Origin of the sequence: Fibrella arboris (assembly GCF_041321095.1) — a bacterium.
GTDB classification, from domain to species: domain Bacteria; phylum Bacteroidota; class Bacteroidia; order Cytophagales; family Spirosomataceae; genus Fibrella; species Fibrella arboris.
The window spans coordinates 189,273-210,152 of sequence record NZ_JBGGWE010000004.1; the positions used below are offsets into that span (position 1 = coordinate 189,273).

Consider the following 20,880-nt stretch of genomic DNA (forward strand, 5'->3'; position numbering starts at 1 on the left):
CTATTTACTACTATGCCGCAACTGACAAACTCGGTTATCCGACAACTCCAGGTCGTCTTCACCCTGTCGACGCTACTTCTGCTGGTCAGTCTGGTAGCGTCCTTCTATAGTATTCAGCGGCTCATCAGTAACACGCAGCTGGTGAACCACACCAATCAGGTGCTGATTGAGGCGGAGAACATCATTTCGTACATGAAAGATGCGGAAACAGGGCAGCGTGGTTTTCTGCTCACGCTCGATCCGCTCTTTCTGCAGCCTTATAACAATAGCTACGAGAAAGTAACGAAGAGCTATGAACAGGTTCAGGAGCTGACAGCCGACAGTCCGGCCCAGCAACAGAAACTGGATGAAGTAAAACGCCTTTATGAGCGCAAGTACTCGATCATGCGCCGTAGCCTGGCCCGCAACCAGCGCAACCAGCTCCGTCAGGATTCGGCACAGCGCTATGCCACCATGAAAGTGGGTAAAGTGGCCATGGACTCCCTTCGGGTAGTAATCAGCCAGGTACAGCGGGAAGAAAGTAACCTGCTTCAGAAACGGCTGCAACAGCAGCAGTTCTATGTCACCTACACGCCCCTGTTGCTGGTGCTGGCTGCCGCTATCTCCATGCTGATCACGGCCTTCACGTACCGGCGGATCAAAACGGATATGGACCATCGGCTTGCCCAGCAACGAGCGGCTGAACTGGAGTATGCCGAAACGAACCGGCGGATCAACATCATGGAAAGCATCACCCGGCAAATTGCCGACGGGAAGTATGCCGTTCGCAGTGCCGACGATAAAGACGACGAGCTGGGGCGTATTGCCAGGGCGCTCAACGTGATGGCCAATTCGCTGGAGCAAACATTCACTGACCTGAACAATAAAAACTGGCTACAGACGGGCATTGTGAAGCTGAACGATGCCATACGGGGCGAAAAACGACTGACGAGCCTGGGCGCCCGGCTTATCACTGCCATTGCTGAGTACCTCGGCGCACCGCTCGGCACGGTCTATCTGATTGATACCGACGGGGCCTACAGGCTGGCTGGCAGCTACGCCACCGATCAGGCACCGCAGACCGTGAGCACCGGCGTGGGGCTGGTCGGGCAGGCAATTGCCAACAAAAAAGCGTTGACTATCACCAATTTACCTGATACTTACAGCCAGGTACGTTCCTCCCTCGGAGCAAGCCGCCCCACGTCGGTGACGGTTGTGCCGCTGGTCTATGATGGCACCTGCGTTGGCGCCGTTGAAGTGGGGATGCTTCGGGAGCCGACGCCACTGGACATTCAATTTCTGGAACAGAACGGCGAGGTCATGGCGATGGGCGTCAATGCCGCGCTGGATTTTGTCCGGTTGCAGAATTTCCTGGAGGAAACGCAGGTACAGGCCGAAGAACTTCAGGCGCAGCACAGCGAACTGGAAAACCTGAACGCCGAACTGGAGATGCAGGCCCAGAAACTACAGGCGTCGGAAGAAGAGTTGCGGGTGCAGCAGGAAGAACTACAGCAAACCAATACGGAACTGGAAGAACGTGGCCTGCTGCTCGAAGAGCGCAATACCGACATTCAGAAGAAGGCCGATGAACTCGAACTGGCCACCCGCTACAAATCGGAGTTTCTGGCCAACATGTCGCACGAGTTGCGCACACCGCTTAACTCGATTCTGCTGCTGAGCCGACTGCTGGCCGAGAATAACGAAACGAACCTGACCGATGACCAGGTCGAATACGCCAGGGTTATTCAGTCGTCGGGGAATGGCCTGCTGGGGCTGATCGACGAAATCCTGGACCTTTCGAAAATCGAAGCGGGCCAGATGACACTCGACTACCAGAAAGTAGCCCTCTCTGAGCTGGTGGATGAGTTGCAGTCACTGTTCGGTCTGCTGGCGAAAGAGAAGGGACTGGATTTATCGATCACCGTTGCCCCCGACGTACCTGCCACCATCGAGACCGACCGGATGCGCCTTGGTCAGATTCTGAAAAACTTACTGTCGAATGCGCTCAAATTCACGGCCAGTGGCCAGGTAAGCCTGACTATCCAGCGCCAGTCGCCCAGCGCAGAGGTCCTTTCTTTTTCGGTGATCGATACGGGCATTGGTATTCCGGCGGAGAAACAGCCGCTTGTGTTCGAGGCATTCCAACAGGCCGACGGATCTACCAAACGAAAATATGGGGGCACCGGTCTTGGTCTTTCCATCAGCCGGGAGCTGGCGAAACTACTGGGTGGCGAAATCACCCTGAAGAGCCAGATCAATGAAGGCAGCACGTTTACGGTCAATATCCCCCTGGCAGGTACGTTGCCCGCGCCCCCCGACACAGCGTTGCCCGTGCTGGTCGCCCAGCCAACGCTCCCCGCCACTATTCCAACCGAAAGCAGCAAACGGTACATCAGCAGCAAGGTGCCCGACGATGTGCCCGATGATAGAGACGCAATTTCGGAAGCCGACAAAGTGATCCTGATCGTTGAAGATGACACCCACTTTGCCAAATCCCTGCTCGACTACGCCCGCCAGAAAGGCTACAAAGGCATTGTGGCCGTTCGGGGTGATGACGGCCTGGCACTGGCTGCCCGCTATAAACCGATTGGTATTCTGCTCGACATTCAGCTGCCGGTGATGAGTGGCTGGGAAGTGATGGATGCCCTGAAGGCCAACCCGCAGACGCGCCCCATTCCGGTACATATCATGTCGTCGCACAAGCTGAAGAACGAAAGTCGGTTAAAAGGCGCCATCGATTTTGTGGATAAGCCGATGGCCTTTGAGCAGATGCAGACAGTCTTCAAAAAACTGGAAGATGTGCTGACCCGCGAGCCCAAGAAAGTATTGATCATTGAGGACAACCCCAGGCATGCCAAAGCGCTGGCTTACTTCCTGGAAACCTTCAACATCAGTTCGGAACTAAAGAGCAATGTCACCGAGGGCATCGACGCCCTGCAACGCCGGGAAGTAGACTGCGTGATTCTGGATATGGGCGTTCCCGACCAGCGTGCCTACGAAACGCTTGAAGAGGCGCGCCGGAACCCGGGCCTGGAAAACCTGCCGATCATCATCTTTACGGGCAAAAGCCTGTCGATGGCCGAGGAGATGAAGATCAAAAAGTACGCAGATTCGATCATCGTTAAAACGGCACACTCCTATCAGCGCATGCTCGATGAAGTGTCGTTGTTCCTGCACCTGGTAGAGACAAACAAGTCGGTAACCAACAACGGAGGCGCCAAGAAATTAGGCGCGCTGAGTCAGGTACTTTCGGACAAAACGGTTTTGGTAGCCGACGACGACGTGCGGAATATTTTTTCGCTGTCGAAGGCCCTCGAGCAGTACAACATGACAGTCATTGCGGCCCTGGATGGAAAAGAAGCCCTGCAAAAGCTGAACGAGCACCCGGAGATCGACCTGGTGCTGCTAGACATGATGATGCCACAACTCGACGGCTACGAAACGGCCCGCCACATCAGGGAAGAATTCCGGTGGAAAAGCCTCCCCATTATTGCCGTAACCGCCAAAGCCATGACGGGCGATCGGGAAAAGTGCCTTCAGGCTGGCGCATCGGACTACATCACCAAACCCGTTGATATCGACCAGCTGGTTTCCCTGCTCCGCGTCTGGCTTTACAAGTAGCCGCCCGGTTCGGGGTTACATGAACCGTACACTGGGCTTTGGGTAGCCAGCAAAAGGCACCAGAAGAATTGCGGAAACCAGTTGACTACGTGTCAGAAAGCAGCAGACGTTTAAAGACCTTATTACGCGTTGCTACCTTTTTACGAAATGACAAGCGATAACCCCAAACAGTATGTCAAAAAAACGAGTCTTACTGATTGACGATGACCCACGGAATATTTTTGCGCTGACAGCGACGTTGCGGGCTAAAGGGTTCGACTGCCTTTCGTGCCTGAGTGCGCAGGAAGCGCTTGATCTGCTACAGACCGATGCGGTCATCGACGCTATTTTAATTGACATGATGATGCCTGAGATGGACGGATATGACGCCATTCCACGCATCAAAAACATAAGTAGTCGCCAGGATACCCCCGTTTTCGCTGTGACGGCTCAGGCCATGGTCGGTGACCGGGAGAAATGCCTGCAAGCCGGCGCTACCGAGTACGTGGCCAAGCCTATCGACGTTGACCGACTGATGGGGCTACTGGCGGAGATTTGACAGGAAGTATGATTGAGGAGGAAGAGGTTACGTTGTTGCTGAACGATATTCTGGAGCTTTACGGCTACGATTTTACGCACTACAGCCGGGCATCGCTCAAACGTCGGATCAACCGGTTATGGCTGATCGACAAGTTTCCGAGCTTCGCGGAATTGCGCTACCGGGTACGTTCCGACGCAGCCTACCTGAAACGTTTCGTTGAAGAGCTCACGGTCAATGTGACCGAGATGTTTCGGGATCCTGCGTTCTACAAATGCCTGCGTACAGACATACTGCCTACGCTGGCGTCGAAGCCGTTTATCCGTTTCTGGCACGCTGGCTGCTCAACCGGCGAAGAGGTGTTTTCGATGGCTATTCTGTTACAGGAAGCTGGTTTGCTACATAAATCACTGCTGTATGCTACCGACCTGAATCCCGATGTGCTCGACGTAGCCCGCCGTGGCATTTTCGCCCTTGGTGCCATGAAACAGTATTCCGAGAATTACCAGCTTTCGGGAGGCCTTCGCGATTTTTCTGCCTATTACACAGCCCATTACGATTACGTGAAGTTCAACGAAGAAATGGCCACCAGAATGGTTTTCTCGACGCATAATCTGGTGTCTGATCATTCGTTCAATGAATTCGACCTCATTATGTGCCGCAACGTGCTGATCTATTTCGACAAAGCGCTTCAGGAGCGTGTATTGCGCTTGTTCGACGAAAGCCTGGGGCCGCTCAGCTACCTGGCGCTGGGCTCCAGGGAAACGATAAAACTCTCGGGTATCCAGGCTAACTACAAGCAGGTGACGCTTGAAAAGATATGGCGGAAAATCGGGTGATTGGTTCCGCGGCCAGGCCGGGCTGTCGTGTGATGGTCATCGGAGGCTCTACAGGCAGCCTCGATGTAGTGATACCCGTGCTGACAGCACTACAACCACCGCTAACCTTTGCGCTGGTGCTTGTTGTGCACCGAAAAAATACGGCCAATACCACGCTGGCCAACCTGCTGTCGATCAAAACAACCCTGCCCGTTCAGGAAGTAGACGACAAGGATGTGCTGACACCAGGCCACATCTACCTGGCCCCCGCCGATTACCACCTGCTGGTTGAGCAGAACGGTTTCTTTTCGCTCGACGACTCTGAGAAAATCCACTACAGTCGGCCGGCCATCGACGTCACCTTTGAATCGGTTGCCGATGTGTACGGCCCTGCCGTTGTTGGTATATTACTGTCAGGCGCTAATGCCGACGGCACAAAGGGCCTGATGGCTATTAAAAAAGCGGGCGGTATCACAGTAGCCCAGGACCCGGCAACCGCACAGGTAGGGTATATGCCCCAGCAGGCAATCGACAGTGAGGCCGTCGACTGGGTATTTGCCATTCCTGAACTGACACAGTTTATCAGGCAGTTGAACAACGCCAATCTGGCACAGCGGTAAGCACTGATTTCACCATACATACGTACCCACGGCCCCTTCCTGAAGCACACAACGAAGCGACCTGGCCCGGTAATGAACCGTAAAGGATTGAGCCGTTTTACTGGTGTTCAGTACAATGAGCGTAATGCCGCCATTTGGCGTTTTGAAGGCCACATTGGGTAAGCCATCCAGAACATTACTCGCGATACGAACAGAACCCGGCCGCACGAATTTTGAGGCGGCGGCTATCACGTAATAGGCAGGATTGCGGGTCACGGTATTACTATCCAGGGTGATGGCGCCCAGGCATTGCGTGCAGCCCCCAATTGTATGCGGCTCCTGTTTGGGATCGGCCGCCAGATTCCATTCCAGTACAGTACGACTCCAGTTTCGGGTGGCACCAATGATCAGGTTGGCAACATGCCACCCCAAATCGCCTTTCAGGTTCCCGGGGGCGCCAATCCACTGCTCGGTGAAATACAGGTTCTTGTCGGGATGGGCATTATGCACCTCACTCAACGCCGATACAGGGCCCCCATACAGGTGAAACGCCGATCCGTCGATGTAGGGTTTAGCCCCCGGGTCATCAAGTATCGAAATGGGGTAGTCGGGCCGGTCGGCGTTATGGTCGTACAGAATAATTTTGGTGGTAATCCCCGCTTGCTTGAAGGCCGGTCCCAGGTGCTTCTTGATAAACAGGGCCTGCTCCTGAGGCAACATCAGCAGACTGGGATTATTGCCCGGATGCAGCGGCTCGTTCTGGATGGTAATAGCCTCAATTGGAATGCCCTCAGCGCGCATCGCCTGAACGTACCTGACAAAATACTGCGCATAGACTGCATAGCAGTCGGGTTTCAGGCTACCTCCTTTCGTGTTTCCGTTGGTCTTCATCCAGACCGGCGGCGACCACGGTGAGCCTAGCAGCTTTATGTTGGGATTAATCCCCAGAATCTGCTTTAGAAGGGGAATCAGATACGTTTGATCGGGTGCCAGCGAAAACTTCGCCAGTGTTGGGTCGGTCTCGCCGCTGGGAAGATCATCATACGAGAACACGCGATCGTCGAGGTCTGATGCTCCGATACTAATCCGCAGGTAACTCACACCAATGCTATTGCCTGCCGTTGAAAAAAGCTCCTTCAACAACGCCGCTCGTGCGTTGGCATCCATCCGGTGGATGAGCATGGCACTTCCGCCCGTCAGCGTATAGCCGAAGCCATCAATGGGCTGAAACGTCTGCGCGGCATCGATATCGATCGATCGACTTGTCGTGGCTGCTTTTACAAACGGCAACGTACCGGGTTGCCTGGCGAAAAGCACTGACCGGCCTGGATCAGTTAGCCAGAGCTGGGCTGGCCGGGGAACCGGCTGGCCAGACAATGGGCGGTAATAACTGCTACCAGTCATCAGCAGGATAAGCAGTATCAGGTTTAGCGCAGTGGATGGTTGTTTCATGAGGATGCAAAGGCGGGTTCAGATGTACTGAAAAGCGGCTAAGTCCGGCATTACTACTTTCCTGCTACCCCCGCCATGCAGCCACACGCCAATCGGAGTAGCCCGATCTGAATGGCACAAAAAAAGGTCGCTGCCCGTTAAGCAACGACCTCACAAGAATACGGTAGGCAAGCTACTTTTCGGCCACCATCCGGGCTACACGGCGAATACCCATGAAGCGGTTCCGGTAATAGTCAGCGTGTAGGTAATCGAACCGAATACCGCCGCCCCAGGCCGAATGAATAAATTTTATCTGATCGCCAACGACTTCGGTGATTAGCCCGACATGGCCGATGTGGCTGCCGCCCGATGAGTGTCCTTTAAAGAAAATGAGATCGCCGGGCTTTGCCGATTCACGCTCTACTTTCAGGCCAACATTTCCCTGTGCGGCACTTGAGTGAGGCAGATTGATCCCAAATTGACTAAAGCAGAAACGTGTAAAACCAGAGCAATCGAACCCTTTGGGTGTAGTGCCACCAGAACGGTAGCGGATAGAGAGGTGCTTTTTGGCAAACCCGATGACGTCGCTCACAATAGGGATATCGTCGTAAAATGAAGCGGATTCTGACTTGGTTGAGGATGCTTTGTCAGCAGAAACAACCGGCTTCATGTCAACCGTTACCATCGCTAGTTCGGCGTTGGTCTGGGCCTGGGTGATGCCAAACGAGACAGCGAAACACGCTGTCAGGAGCACTTTCTTCAGCATAAACGGACGGGTTAAGTCGTAGTTACAGCAGCTAATCTATGGTCAACCCGCCATACGACCAAACAAATGATTGCTTTTTATGCTGATTACTTTCTACAATAGTGTGGAATTTCCACCACAACTATTGTTAACCTACTGACTTATAGACGACCAGCGTCCGTATTAAAATTCTGTGAACCGGGTACGTTGCTGTCGTCTATTTTCCTTCCAGCACATCGCGTTCGTCCTCCGTCAGGCTCCCTACCCCGCGTTGGTTGATCTTATCCAGAATTCGGTCGATCTCCTGTTGTCGTCGAAATTTTTCGCCGTTGTACCGCTCGTCTTTCGTTTCATGCGACGTACTTTTTATCGAAAATCCATTGATGTACAGCCACTCGGGACGGTTGATCAGAAATAGCAAAAAACCAAGAGTAGGCAGGGTCAACAGCAGCGCGATCGGCCAGTTGACTTGCCACACAGCAGGCTCGATGACACACATACTGATCACACCAGCCAAGGCACCGCCCAAGTGCGCTTCATGACCAATAGTATCGTTCCGCGACTTGATGCCATAAATGGAAAACAGCGTGTAAACCAGGCCGTAGATCCAGGCCGGCATACGAAACGGCAGAAACAGCGGACTAATGGAGATACCCGGATAGAGCACAATGACTGCGAAGATGATCCCGGCAATAGCGCCCGATGCGCCCACTGCCTGATACCCGTTGTTGTTTCGGTTGATATACAGTGCCAGTACGTTTCCGCCGAGCAGGCTGGCAAAATAAATTAGCAACATAGGCCACGGCCCGGCTAGCTGTTCCAGAGTGCCGGCAAATGCCATCAGCGAATACATGTTGACTAGCAAGTGTGTCCAGCTCACATGGACAAAACCTGACGAGATCAGGCGGCTATATTCCCGTCGCACTAAAATGCCTTCAACCGAGAAGAGATAACGCGACATCAGCGAGTCGCGGCGAAAGGCGCTGAACGTGATCAGACTGGTTACCACAACGAGCAGAAGGCCAATACTGCCAAAAGAAGCCATATATAAAGTCGGTGGTTTTATGCTGGAACCTACCCTAAAAACAACGTTGCCACGCAGTAAATTCATTACCATTCACACAGCCAACAGACCGGCCAACCGGTTCATCGCTTTGCGCAACCGCCGTTTCCGCCGTATACTTGCACCATCAAGTCAATACGGTGCTGCCCGCCAGGGATCACAGACCACCCGTTGATTTATAGAGATGAGGGGAGAGATCAGGCTCTGCGAACCTCAGGCAACCTACCGATCGGCAAGGTGCTACGTCCTGCCCGCAACAAGGTGTTCGCGGGACATATAAACCAAACTGACCCTATGCGCTGCTCAAGCTTCCGACGCCGTATGCCCGTAATGGGCTGTTAACGTCACCATCATCAGGCCGATAGGGCTCTGATCGGTATCCCTATTTTAACTCCCTAACGCCTCTGGCTACCACAAACTCAGCCTTAACCCGGCTGACTCTCTTCGTTTATTATGGCTAATCAACCCAAGTTTGAGACACTTCAGCTCCACGCCGGGCAGGAGATCGACGCAGTGACGCACTCGCGCGCGGTGCCACTCTACCAGACCACAGCCTACCAGTTTAATGACTCAGCGCACGGAGCCCGTCTGTTCGCGCTTCAGGAGTTTGGCAATATCTATACCCGCCTGATGAACCCAACCACCGACGTTTTCGAGAAACGCGTGGCGGCGCTGGAAGGTGGTGTGGCAGCGCTGGCAACGTCGTCGGGGCACTCCGCGCAGTTTCTGGCCATTAACAACATCACATCGGTAGGCGACAATTTCGTTACGACGTCGTTTCTCTACGGAGGTTCTTACAATCAGTTTAAAAACTCGTTTCGAAACATTGGCGTTGAGGCCCGGTTTGCCGACGGAGACAATCCAGCCAGTTTTGAGCCGCTGATCGACGACAAAACGAAGGCCATCTATCTCGAAACGATTGGCAACCCCAGTTTCAGCATTCCCGATTTCGAGGCCTTTGTAGCCCTGGCCAACAAGTATGACCTGCCCTTAATCGTTGACAACACGTTTGGAGCAGGCGGCGCTATCTGCGCGCCTCTGAAGCTGGGGGCACATATACTCGTTGAATCAGCCACGAAGTGGATCGGCGGCCACGGTACTACCATGGGCGGCGTTATTGTGGATGCAGGTACGTTCAACTGGGGCAATGGCAAGTATCCGCAGTTCACTGAGCCATCGCCCAGTTATCATGGCCTGGTAATGAACGATGTCTTTGGCCTTGGCGGCCCGTTCGGCAATATTCAGTTCATTATCCGTGCCCGGGTTGAAGGGCTGCGCGATTGGGGGCCCTCACAAAGCCCATTCAACAGCTGGCTGCTCATTCAGGGACTCGAAACGTTATCGTTACGCGCCGAACGTACCTGCGAAAACGCGCTGGCCCTGGCCGAATGGCTGGAACAGCACGATCTGGTCGAATACGTGAACTACCCCGGTCTGGCCAGCAGCAAATACCATGCGCTTGCCAGGAAATATTTAACGCGTGGGGCGGGTGGTGTGCTCTCATTCAAACTAAAAGCCGGCCAGCAAGCAGGCGATGCCGTCGTGAATTCCCTTAAGCTGGTGAGTCACCTGGCCAACGTAGGTGATGCCAAAACCCTGATCATTCACCCAGCCAGCACTACCCATTCCCAATTATCGACCGATGACCAGACGGCAGCCGGTGTAGAGCCGGGCCTGCTTCGGGTTTCGTTGGGCATCGAACACATTGACGACATCAAAGCTGACTTTGAGCAGGCATTCGCAGCCATAAAAAGTTAATCAGTTTACAGTTTGCCGTTTACCGTTGCGCTGCCAGACATACGTTTTCGACTTCAAGCAGCGCAACGGTAAACGGCAAACTGTAAACAGAAAACTCATTTCCTCTCTTGCACTACTTCGACTATAAGTTTTCATACTCCCTTGAATTGGGGGAGGCATTGCCCGGTTTCAGACTGGCCTATACAACACGCGGTACCCGCAACGAAGACGACAGCAACGTTGTCTGGATCTGTCATGCCCTAACCGGCAACGCTGATCCCGGCGAATGGTGGAGCGGACTGGTTGGCCCGGGCAAATACTACGATCCTGCGCAGTATTTCATCATCTGCGCCAATGTATTGGGTGGTTGCTATGGGTCTACGGGGCCGTTATCACTAAATCCAGAGACGGCCGAACCGTTTTGCCATCATTTTCCTACCCTTACCATTCGCGACATGGTGGGGGCATTGGATCTGTTACGGCAGGAATTAGGTATCGAACAGATTCATACCTGCGTCGGCGGATCGGTGGGTGGCCAGCAGGCTATTGAGTGGGCCATTATGCAGCCCAAGCTGATCAGGAACCTGATCCTGATCGCCACTAACGCTGTATTCTCGCCCTGGGGTATCGCCTTCAACGAATCGCAGCGAATGGCGCTGGAAGCCGATCCAACATGGGCCGACAACGTACCTGACGCCGGGCAACGCGGTCTGAAAGCCGCCCGCTCTATTGCCCTTCTCTCTTACCGAAACTACGAAACCTACGCCTTTACGCAGGCGCTTGACAACAACGAGCAGACCGATCAGTACAAAGCCGCGGGTTACCAGCAATACCAGGGCGAAAAGCTGGTTAGCCGATTCAACGCGTTTACATACTGGCTGTTAACCAAAGCGATGGACTCGCACAATGTTGGCCGGAACCGGGGCAGTATTCCGAATGCACTGGGTCTTATTGAAGCCAGAACACTGGTTGTCGGTATTCACTCCGACGTGTTGTTCCCGCCCTCGGAACAGCAATTTATCGCTCGCCATATTCCCAACGCGGTCTACGAAGAGATAAACTCTCTGTATGGTCACGACGGCTTCCTGATCGAATTCAAGCCCTTGGCCCAGATCATCCGAAAGTGGGTAGTTTAGGGGTGGTCCCCTCTCGGGCTCAACGCGATCGCTGAACGATTGCGCAATGGATCGGTACTAAAAAAGCGACCGCTACATTTAGTACGGCTAGGTAGCCTGTTCCAAATGTAGCGGTCGCCATGCGCTTACGAATGGACAGGCGCAGCCTATTGCGGCCAGGCCCGCCCATTCGTAGTAACAGCTTTCCATCTGGCCAAACCAGTGTAGGCTGGCATCAATTATTTCTCGCCGATAGTCCGTTCGCGGCGGAGTACTTCGTCGATCAGGCCATATTCTTTGGCTTCATCGGCGCGGAGCCACTTGTCACGGTCCGAATCCTTCTCGATTTGCTCAAACGATTTTCCCGTGTGGTCGGCCAGGATCTGATACAGCTCTTCGCGCAGCTTCACGATCTCACGCGCCGTGATTTCAATATCGACCGATTGGCCCTGCGCACCGCCCGATGGCTGGTGAATCATGACCCGTGCGTGTGGCAGCGCCGACCGCTTACCAGCCGCACCACCAGCCAGCAATACAGCCCCCATCGAGGCAGCCAGGCTGGTGCAGACGGTAGCCACATCGGGCCGAACGTATTGCATGGTATCATAAATACCCAAACCGGCATACACCGAACCACCAGGGCTATTGATGTACATCAGAATATCTTTCCGGGGGTCAGCCGATTCCAGGAACAATAGTTGAGCCACAATAATGTTGGCGATGTTGTCATCGACGCCCATGCCCATGAAAATAATCCGGTCGGCCATCAAACGTGAGAACACGTCAACTTCCCGGAAATTCATTGGCCGCTCTTCAATAACCGACCGTGTCATGTTCTCAACATGGTGGTTGTTAACGGTGTGCTTAACATACCCGTCGACCGTCAGGCCATTGAGGCCCATGTGGTGGACGGCAAACTTGCGAAATTCGTCTCCGTAATGCATGTGTGTGATTAAAGGTTCGACGGTCTGGATCTGCTGGCTAACGCTCCCTGTCTGGCCTGCACGGAAGCAAGCCAGTGTCACAACTTAACTAGCAAACGCAAACCATCAAACGGTTTATTAAAAATGTAACGAACGAGTCAGATGGTAAGTTTCAAAACTTATCCGCCACAAAGTTGTGTTGTAGACTGGAGAATCCCTGTCGTTTTTTCTTGAGATTTCCTCGCTATTCCTTGTTATGAAGCAGTCAAGCGCCTCTCAGCCCACTCCAGATCGTATTCGACTGGCCCGCCTCCAGCAGGGCCTGTCGCAGGAAAACATGGCCGACCTGCTGGGCCTGTCAACTACCGCTTATGGCGATATTGAACGCGGCAAAACAGAACTCACCCTGAGCCGCTTAGCCCATATCGCCGATGTGCTCCAAACGACCGTTATGGAGCTGATTGCCGACGTACCTGCCGCCCTTGAACCCACTGTACTGGCGCCTAATGAGCTGGAAAGACTTCGCAATACCGTTGAACGGCAACAACTCGAGCTGGATAAACTTCGGCTTGAGGTTGACTACCATAAACGCCGCTACGATGAGCGTATAGCCCTCGAATTGGCCTGGGCCATTGGCCAGAAACAGGAACGACCCAAAATTGGATTTTAAGTAGTGCCTGTTTCGCGGTATACCATAAAAAATGCCTCCCGATCGATCGGGAGGCATTTTTCAGGAGCTTCATGAGACACCTGCATTAACCCTGCGCCCGCTCGCGGAACTCATCGAGCGATACCGTCTGGTCAACAATTGTCAGCTGCGATTTAATAAAGTCGATCACCTTATCATCAAACACCCGGTTGAACGTCTGTGTGTAGTTCTGGCCGTTGTTCTTCTCGTCCATCAGGTAATTCCGGGCTATTTTGTCGATGGTCTCATCCATCTCGCCACCGTCGCTGCCAGCGAAGCCGAACTGGTCGCGTACCATCTGACGGGTAGCTTCCATTACTTCTTCGAAATTCACGTTGAGCTCATTCTTCTCGGCAATCCGATTTTTGATCAGCTGCAACTTGGCCGACTTCGTAAAATCAGGGTATTGCTCCTCGATCTGCTCGGGCGTGAATTTGCCTTCGTTCATCTCCAGCAACCACTTCTTCAGGAACTCGTCGGGCAGGCTGATCAGGATATGGTCGAGCAGCGCCTTTTCGATATCATTACGCAGCAGGTTGTCTGACTCACGACCGTAGTTCTGACCGATGATCTCCTTCACTTTCGTGCGGAAGGTTTCTTCATCAGACACCGCACCAACACCCAATACTTTGTCGAAGAACTCCTGGTTCAGGTCGGCAGGTGCGTGGCGGGTTACATCTTCAATCGTGAATGAGAAATCACCGGTCAGGTTACCGGCTTCTTCTTTCTTGGCACCCGTTGCCAGCGCCCGTTCTTTTTCGTCAGGGAAAGCCGCCTCCATCACAAACGTGAAGGTTTCGTCTTTCTTTTTACCCAGGAACGTACCCAGCGCATCAGGAGCAACCTTAGCCAATGGCAGGGCTGTTTTCGTTACAAAGGGCGCAGCTCCTTCGGGTGCGTTCAGTTGGGTGAGTTCACCGAAGATCGTATCGCCTTCACCTGCTTCTTCAGCATGCTGATGCGAGTGGAACTGGGTGCGCAGGTTCTCGATGGTCTCGTTTACTTCTTTCTCGCCCGCCTCAATTTCATACCGGTTAACAGAGTCCAATGCAGACAGGTCAACGTCGAAATCGGAGGCCAGGCCCAGTTCATAGCTAAACTTGAACTCGTCCTGCGAATCCCAGTCGATGGCATCGGCTTCTTCCCGGTTCGGCATTGGGTCGCCTACAACCTGAAGTTTGTTCTCGCGGATGTAGTTGGTTACGCTCTTGCTTAGCAGGCCATTCACCTCTTCAACCAGAATGCCTTTACCATACATTTTCTGCACCAACGAGGCAGGTACGTGGCCAGGGCGGAAGCCCTTTAGCGAAACCTGCTTGCCATACTGCTTCAGTTTCTTGTCAACTTCAGCTTTATAATCTTCTGGTTTGAGCGTGATGATCAGCGACGCATTGGTGTCACTGGCTTTTTCGAGGGCTATATCCACTAGTTTGGTTCGGTTTAAAATGATAAAGAGCGAAAGAATGAAAGAGCGAAAGAGTGGTTTGTCTGGCTTCTGTCACGATTTGGCATCGGCATGGCAACTCACTCTTTCACTCTTTCGCTCAATCACTCTTTCTGTTCTTGTACGGGCGGAGGGACTCGAACCCCCATGCCTTGCGGCACCAGATCCTAAGTCTGGCACGTCTACCAATTTCGCCACGCCCGCAGGTAGACCAATCGATTTGGCTAACTTTAATCGATTTGGGACTGCAAAAGTACGAAGAACTTTGAGGTGGTCAAATTTATCCGTCGATTTTTTACTGGCCCCATGCTCTTCCCTATTTACTTTTTGGAGTAAGCAACTGCATAAACAGCACAGGGCTACTGACTTCATAGGATCACATTCGTTTCTACCCAGGGCAGGTAGTACCGCTGGCCGTATTCGTAGATAAGCGGCATGAGGGACCGGGCAAAAATGGTCTTGAGAATACCCTGCCCAATAAAATTCTCACGGCAGGCAACACCCCATTTTTGCTCACCGCGTTCACCGTGTTGGTTGCTCTACCGTAGCCAGTCTTCGGTGACTTGCTAATCGCCCTGCTCACTTGTCACTGTTTTGTTGGCTTATGTCGTCGACACCAACGTACCTGGCGAAATTTCGCTTCGTGCATATTTTTTATGATCTAAGAGGCCAGATATTTTGTTTTTACCATGTACATTGAGGTTGAGTACAACCAACAAAACCTCTCACGGCGTAACGACACCAACGATATGACTGTAGCTTCTGAACCTGTCATCGATTTGACCCTGGAACGACAGGAAATTTTAAAACGATACCGTCGGCTGCTCCGATCAGCTAAACCGTATCTGAAAGAAAATGACGCGAAACTGATCAAAAAGGCATTTAATACCTCGGCTGAGGCGCATAAAGACATGCGTCGCCGGTCGGGTGAGCCTTATATATACCACCCGATTGCCGTTGCCCAGATTGCTGTTGAGGAAATTGGCCTCGGAACAACCTCTATTGTAGCGGCCCTGCTACACGATGTGGTTGAGGACACCGACACCACCATCACCGACATTGAACGCGGCTTCGGTCAGAAAGTGGCCCGGATCATTGATGGCCTGACCAAAATATCGGGAATCTTCGAGTACGGCACCTCGCAGCAGGCCGAGAACTTCCGGAAAATGCTCCTCACACTGTCCGACGATGTGCGGGTAATCCTGATCAAACTGGCCGACCGGCTGCATAACATGCGTACGCTGGACTCAATGCCCCGCGATAAGCAACTCAAGATTGCCTCAGAGACGATTTACATCTACGCCCCGCTGGCACACCGGCTTGGTCTGAACGCCATTAAATCGGAGCTTGAAGACCTGTATCTGAAATATGTTGAACCGGAAGCGTATAAAGACACGGCGAAGAAACTGCGCGAGACCAAAACTTCGCGGGATCGGTTCATCAACATGTTCATCAAGCCCATTGAAGATGACCTCATCGCGTCGGGCTATCCATATGTGATCAAGGGGCGACCCAAATCGATCTATTCAATCTGGAACAAGCTGAACAAGTCGAAGAAGCCGTTTGAGGAGATCTATGACCTTTTTGCCGTCCGCATTATTCTCGACGTACCGCTCGATCAGGAAAAAGCGGCCTGCTGGCGGGCTTATTCCATCGTTACGGACCACTATAAACCCAACCCCGACCGGCTGAAAGACTGGATCAGTACGCCCCGCGCCAACGGCTACGAATCATTACACACGACCGTCATGAGTAAGTTAGGCCAGTGGGTGGAAGTGCAGATTCGAACCGAGCGGATGAACGAGATAGCCGAGAAGGGGTATGCCGCCCACTGGAAATACAAAGGCAACGATACCCGCACCGGCGCTGGCATCGACTCGTGGATTGGCCAGGTACGTGAAATGCTGGAAACAGCCGAGAAAGGCGACAAAACCGGCGCGATCGAGTTCCTCGACGACTTTCGGAGTAACCTCTATAGCGAGGAAGTATTCGTTTTCACACCAAAAGGCGAATTAAAAGTGTTACAGCGCGGAGCCACTGCGCTCGACTTCGCGTTCGACATTCACACGCAGATCGGCGCAAAGTGCATGGCTGCCAAGGTGAACAATCTGCTCGTGCCGCTGAGCCACGTTTTGCAGAACGGCGATCAGGTGGAGGTGATAACGTCGAACAAGCAGAAGCCCAATGAAGACTGGCTTCGGTTCGTGGTTACCTCGAAAGCCAAAACCAAGATCAAAGATCTGATCAAGGAGGAGAACAAGCGTTACATCACTGACGGTAAAGACCTGATTGCCAAGCGCCTGAAAATAATGCGCATGGAGATGACCAATGAGCTGGTCAATCAGATCCGCGCTTATTTCGGCTCAAAAACGACCAGCGATTTTTACTACCGCGTTGGTAAAGGGCACATTGAAGTAAAAGAACTGACCAGGTTCAAGGCCGATAAGGAAGCCAAGGAAAATCGCGCCAACAAAGTGAATACCGATGGCGCCCAGGACGGCAAAGCGGTAACCAGAGAGCTCAAGAAAATTCACGGCGAACGTACCGACAGCGATACCCTCCTCATCGGTGAGGATATGGACAAGATCGACTATACACTGTCGAAATGCTGTAACCCGATTGCTGGTGACGACGTATTCGGGTTTGTGACCGTTATGGACGGTATCAAAATTCACCGGGTAAGCTGCCCCAACGCCGTCGAGTTGATGTCGAACCACGGCAACCGGATCATCAAGGCTAAATGGACATCACAGAAAGAGCTGGCGTTTCTGGCGGGCCTGCGCATCACGGGCACCGACCGAATGGGTTTGGTCAACGACGTAACCCGGGTGATTAGCAATGAATTAAATATCAATATGCGGTCCGTCACGATTGATTCCAAGGATGGCATTTTTGAAGGGAACATCAAGCTGTATGTTCATGATACCAGCCACCTGGATATACTCATGCGCAAGCTCGAACGCGTCGATGGCGTCTTTGATGTAGTGCGCTTCGACTAATCTAACAGGTTTATGGTCAATGTTTAAGGGTCAGCGGCGCACTGCTGGTAAGCAAAGCAGCCTTTAACCTTAGACTTTGACCGTTGAACCCATTACTTTTGCCACATGCCTGCTCCCAATCAAGCGAATATCGACTCGGCAAAGACCATTCTTAGAGCGTATCTGGAAAATAAAGGACTCCGGAAGACGCCAGAACGGTTTGCCATTCTGGAGGAGATCTACAATCGCGCCGACCATTTCGACGTGGATGAGCTGTATATCTCCATGAAAAATAAGAATTATCGCGTCAGCCGGGCCACCGTGTACAATACGCTCGACGTGCTGGTCGACTGCGACCTGGTGACCAAACACCAGTTTGGCCGGAATTTGGCACAATATGAAAAATCGTATGGCTACCGGCAGCACGACCATCTGATCTGCACGGACTGCCACAAAGTGATGGAATTTTGCGACCCTCGTGTACAGAATATCCAGAACATGGTGGGCGATATGCTGAAGTTCAACGTCATGCACCACTCGCTGATTTTTTACGGCTCTTGCCAACGCGACCCATGCGATAATCGCCGGGAAGGTGAGAAAGACCGGCAGGGCGAACCAGCCAGTCAGGCAGAAGTATAAAACACATTCTTCTTTCGCTTAAATAAAAATGGACGCGTAGCGGAGCGTTCCGAGTTATTCTGAATTGTAATGGTAGATGTATTATTGGGCCTCCAATGGGGCGACGAAGGGAAAGGAAAGATTGTGGACGTACTGGCGCCCCAATATCAGGTTGTTGCCCGTTTTCAGGGTGGTCCAAACGCGGGCCATACGCTTGAGTTCGACGGGTTTAAACACGTGCTCCATCAAATTCCATCCGGCATTTTCCGGCCCGATGCCCTGAACATTATCGGCAACGGGGTGGTGCTTGATCCCATTGTTTTCCGCCGGGAAATTGACGGACTGGCGAAGTTTAATCTGGCGTTGCGCGATAACCTGATTATCTCGAAAAAAGCCTCGCTGATCGTGCCTACCCACAGCCTGCTCGATGCAGCTTACGAACAGGCTAAAGGAGCCGCTAAAATTGGTTCAACGCTACGGGGGATAGGCCCAACCTACCAGGACAAGGTTGCCCGGCAGGGCCTCCGTGTTGGCGATGTGCTCTCCCCAAACTTCCGGCAGAAATACGACGCGCTGGTGAAGGCGCACCAAGTCATTCTGGATCGCCTCAGTTTCGATTATGCCGTGTTGGCCGAGTCGGAAGAGAAGTTTTTCTCGGCCGTCGAATTTTTGAAGACCTTCAAACTCACCGATAGCGAATACGAAGTCAATGCCGCCCTGAAAGCAGGACAGCGTGTGTTGGCCGAAGGCGCGCAGGGCTCGCTGCTCGACATCGACTTTGGTTCATACCCCTTTGTAACCAGCTCAAATACGATGGCTGCTGGTGCCTGCACAGGTCTGGGCGTTGCACCCGGACAGATTGGTGAAGTGTACGGCATCTTCAAAGCGTATTGCACCCGCGTTGGTAGTGGCCCTTTCCCAACCGAACTGCTGGAAGAGACCGGCGAACGGATGCGCCAGGAAGGCCGTGAATTCGGCTCCACAACGGGACGTCCCCGCCGTTGTGGCTGGCTCGATTTGCCCGCGCTGAAGTACGCAGTTATGCTGAACGGCGTTACGCAACTGGTGATGATGAAAGCCGACGTGCTGAATATATTCGACACAATCCGTGTCTGCACGCACTATCAATTGCCGGATGGCAGCGTGACGGAGCAACTCCCTTATGACCTCTGTGACACTGAAGTTGTGCCGGTTTACAAAGAGTTTAAAGGCTGGGAAACTTCCCTGGATGGCATTCGTGCCTTTGACGGCATGCCCGCTGAGTTAGCCAGTTACGTTAGCTACCTGGAAGCTGAACTGAACTTGCCCATCACGTTTGTGTCGACAGGGCCTGACCGGGAGGCCCTGGTTCATCGCGAAACTGTTGGCGTATAAGCGGACAACGTACCTGAGCATGAAAAGCGGCCCCTCCTACTGTAGGAGGGGCCGCTTTTAGTATAGAGGAAAGCGCCGAAAAGCATCTTTACACACCAAGTGTACCGCCAGATGTGGCGTTGCCTGATGATCCCTCGCGGGTTGGTGAATAGCCCATCGTACCCGAGTTGCTTGTCGTGTTCTCGCTGGCGTATGTGGTTGAATCACCCGATGCGGCTCCACTCTGATAGTTGGCTCCGCTTGCATAACCTGCGGTATTTCCAGTTCTGCTGGCACTTCCAGAAATAGTGTCGATCCGATTGTCATTGTCGTCGTCGTTATCATCATAATAATTACGACGGTTAGGACTTGAGTACGTCGACTCATTATTCCCTTCTGCCTTCGCCCGCTCGTTCACAAACGTTTCGGCCAGCTGAGTCAATTTTTTGTCGGTATTTTTCTCCTCCTGCAACGACTGCTCGATCAGTTGAGCAGCTTCCGTGTAGCCCAGCAACTGAGCTAACGCGTGCAATGAGCCGTAGGCCGCGATCTCATGATGCTCTACTTTCTGACCAGCAATGATCAGGCCGGCATCGCGCGTTAACGAGCCAGAATCCGTATTGCTAATGACGTTATCAGCATCATCAGCTAACCCATCGATGGCGTTGCACGTCATTGTGTCGGGTGTTTCGTTGATGCTTTGGAAAACGCGTTCCAGACGAGTTACCTGATTGCGGGTCTCTTCCAGGTGCAATTGAAACGCCTGACGTACCTGATCCGTCGTTGCAGCATCGGCCATAGCAGGCATGTTATCTACAAGTGCCTTCTCAGCGTAATACATGCCTCTTAACTCGCTAATGAACAGGCTACGCAGGCCTTCATCATTGTCTACTGTGGAACCGCCCGAGAAAAAATCTGCAATCTGTTTGCCAATAGTTGCCATAACTTTAAGTTGAGTTTGTTGTAGGTATTAGTTGATTACAGAATCGTTAAGTGGCAACTACTGTACCACATGCTGATCCTGTGCTAGTTAGGTTTTTTAAAGAAACAGTTGTGCGTAATTTATTCTACAGAAATAGTAGAATAAATGGCCATCCGTTGGTATATCCTTACGCAGTCCATTACAAATGACACACTGACCAACAGGATCATCTTGCCTGGGTCTTGCCTTAAAACCGCATTGGCCTGGGCCACACTCAACGGCAACAGGGCTTCCTCGACCACCTGCTCATACACGTGCTGATACACTTC

At 52.7% G+C, this 20,880-nt stretch carries 16 protein-coding genes, 1 tRNA gene and 1 riboswitch; of the genes, 10 read left to right on the plus strand and 7 right to left on the minus strand.

The window, feature by feature from the left end; genetic code table 11:
- Nucleotides 1–12: 12 nt before the first annotated feature.
- The 4 genes from ACAW75_RS08390 to ACAW75_RS08405 all read left to right on the plus strand — a co-directional run bounded on the left by ACAW75_RS08390 (nt 13) and on the right by ACAW75_RS08405 (nt 5,555).
- Nucleotides 13–3,600, plus strand: coding sequence for a response regulator (locus tag ACAW75_RS08390; protein ID WP_370728247.1), 3,588 nt, complete (start codon nt 13–15; stop codon nt 3,598–3,600).
- Between the two features lie 172 nt (nt 3,601–3,772).
- Entirely contained in the window at nt 3,773–4,138 is a 366-nt protein-coding gene (locus tag ACAW75_RS08395; RefSeq protein WP_370728248.1) for a response regulator, read from the plus strand.
- 8 nt (nt 4,139–4,146) lie between these two features.
- Nucleotides 4,147–4,956 (plus strand): CheR family methyltransferase, encoded by an 810-nt coding sequence (locus tag ACAW75_RS08400; protein ID WP_370728249.1) that lies wholly within the window; start codon nt 4,147–4,149, stop codon nt 4,954–4,956.
- Nucleotides 4,957–4,988: 32 nt separating this feature from the next.
- Nucleotides 4,989–5,555, plus strand: a complete 567-nt coding sequence (locus ACAW75_RS08405) for a chemotaxis protein CheB (protein WP_370728534.1) — start codon at nt 4,989–4,991, stop codon at nt 5,553–5,555.
- 9 nt (nt 5,556–5,564) lie between these two features.
- Here the strand turns inward: ACAW75_RS08405 and ACAW75_RS08410 are convergent, their stop codons facing one another.
- The 3 genes from ACAW75_RS08410 to ACAW75_RS08420 form a co-directional block, all read right to left on the minus strand.
- Nucleotides 5,565–6,986, minus strand: a complete 1,422-nt coding sequence (locus tag ACAW75_RS08410) for a glycoside hydrolase family 30 protein (protein WP_370728250.1) — start codon at nt 6,984–6,986, stop codon at nt 5,565–5,567.
- 172 nt (nt 6,987–7,158) lie between these two features.
- On the minus strand, nt 7,159–7,635 hold the full coding sequence (locus ACAW75_RS08415; protein WP_370728535.1) for a C40 family peptidase: 477 nt from the start codon (nt 7,633–7,635) through the stop codon (nt 7,159–7,161).
- Nucleotides 7,636–7,927: 292 nt separating this feature from the next.
- The gene (locus ACAW75_RS08420; RefSeq protein ID WP_370728251.1) at nt 7,928–8,755 is read right to left on the minus strand and encodes a rhomboid family intramembrane serine protease; all 828 of its coding nucleotides are present in this window, start codon (nt 8,753–8,755) and stop codon (nt 7,928–7,930) included.
- 191 nt (nt 8,756–8,946) lie between these two features.
- Nucleotides 8,947–9,056: riboswitch (SAM riboswitch) on the plus strand.
- A 170-nt stretch (nt 9,057–9,226) separates the two neighbouring features.
- Here ACAW75_RS08420 and ACAW75_RS08425 point away from each other — a divergent pair.
- On the plus strand, nt 9,227–10,531 hold the full coding sequence (locus ACAW75_RS08425) for an O-acetylhomoserine aminocarboxypropyltransferase/cysteine synthase family protein (RefSeq protein WP_370728252.1): 1,305 nt from the start codon (nt 9,227–9,229) through the stop codon (nt 10,529–10,531).
- Between the two features lie 107 nt (nt 10,532–10,638).
- Nucleotides 10,639–11,646, plus strand: coding sequence for a homoserine O-acetyltransferase family protein (locus ACAW75_RS08430; RefSeq protein ID WP_370728253.1), 1,008 nt, complete (start codon nt 10,639–10,641; stop codon nt 11,644–11,646).
- Nucleotides 11,647–11,864: 218 nt separating this feature from the next.
- Here the strand turns inward: ACAW75_RS08430 and ACAW75_RS08435 are convergent, their stop codons facing one another.
- Entirely contained in the window at nt 11,865–12,569 is a 705-nt protein-coding gene (locus ACAW75_RS08435; RefSeq protein WP_370728254.1) for a ClpP family protease, read from the minus strand.
- A gap of 235 nt (nt 12,570–12,804) precedes the next feature.
- On the opposite strand from ACAW75_RS08435, the gene ACAW75_RS08440 reads away from it, so the two are divergent.
- Nucleotides 12,805–13,218 carry a helix-turn-helix domain-containing protein gene (locus ACAW75_RS08440; protein WP_370728255.1) on the plus strand — a complete coding sequence of 138 codons (414 nt, stop codon included), beginning with the start codon at nt 12,805–12,807 and terminating at the stop codon, nt 13,216–13,218.
- Between the two features lie 85 nt (nt 13,219–13,303).
- Here the strand turns inward: ACAW75_RS08440 and tig are convergent, their stop codons facing one another.
- Nucleotides 13,304–14,662 carry a trigger factor gene (gene tig / locus ACAW75_RS08445; RefSeq protein ID WP_370728256.1) on the minus strand — a complete coding sequence of 453 codons (1,359 nt, stop codon included), beginning with the start codon at nt 14,660–14,662 and terminating at the stop codon, nt 13,304–13,306.
- Nucleotides 14,663–14,802: 140 nt separating this feature from the next.
- Nucleotides 14,803–14,884 (minus strand) — tRNA-Leu (locus tag ACAW75_RS08450).
- Nucleotides 14,885–15,429: 545 nt separating this feature from the next.
- On the opposite strand from ACAW75_RS08450, the gene ACAW75_RS08455 reads away from it, so the two are divergent.
- The 3 genes from ACAW75_RS08455 to ACAW75_RS08465 all read left to right on the plus strand — a co-directional run bounded on the left by ACAW75_RS08455 (nt 15,430) and on the right by ACAW75_RS08465 (nt 19,650).
- The gene (locus ACAW75_RS08455; RefSeq protein WP_370728257.1) at nt 15,430–17,679 is read left to right on the plus strand and encodes a RelA/SpoT family protein; all 2,250 of its coding nucleotides are present in this window, start codon (nt 15,430–15,432) and stop codon (nt 17,677–17,679) included.
- 105 nt (nt 17,680–17,784) lie between these two features.
- Nucleotides 17,785–18,297: a Fur family transcriptional regulator gene (locus ACAW75_RS08460; protein ID WP_370728258.1), complete on the plus strand. Its 513-nt coding sequence runs from the start codon at nt 17,785–17,787 to the stop codon at nt 18,295–18,297.
- A 69-nt stretch (nt 18,298–18,366) separates the two neighbouring features.
- Nucleotides 18,367–19,650 carry an adenylosuccinate synthase gene (locus ACAW75_RS08465; protein WP_370728259.1) on the plus strand — a complete coding sequence of 428 codons (1,284 nt, stop codon included), beginning with the start codon at nt 18,367–18,369 and terminating at the stop codon, nt 19,648–19,650.
- An 88-nt stretch (nt 19,651–19,738) separates the two neighbouring features.
- On the opposite strand, the gene ACAW75_RS08470 is transcribed toward ACAW75_RS08465, so the two are convergent.
- A complete protein-coding gene (locus ACAW75_RS08470) occupies nt 19,739–20,572 on the minus strand; it encodes a YciE/YciF ferroxidase family protein (RefSeq protein WP_370728260.1) in 834 nt (277 codons plus the stop codon).
- Nucleotides 20,573–20,880: the final 308 nt, after the last annotated feature.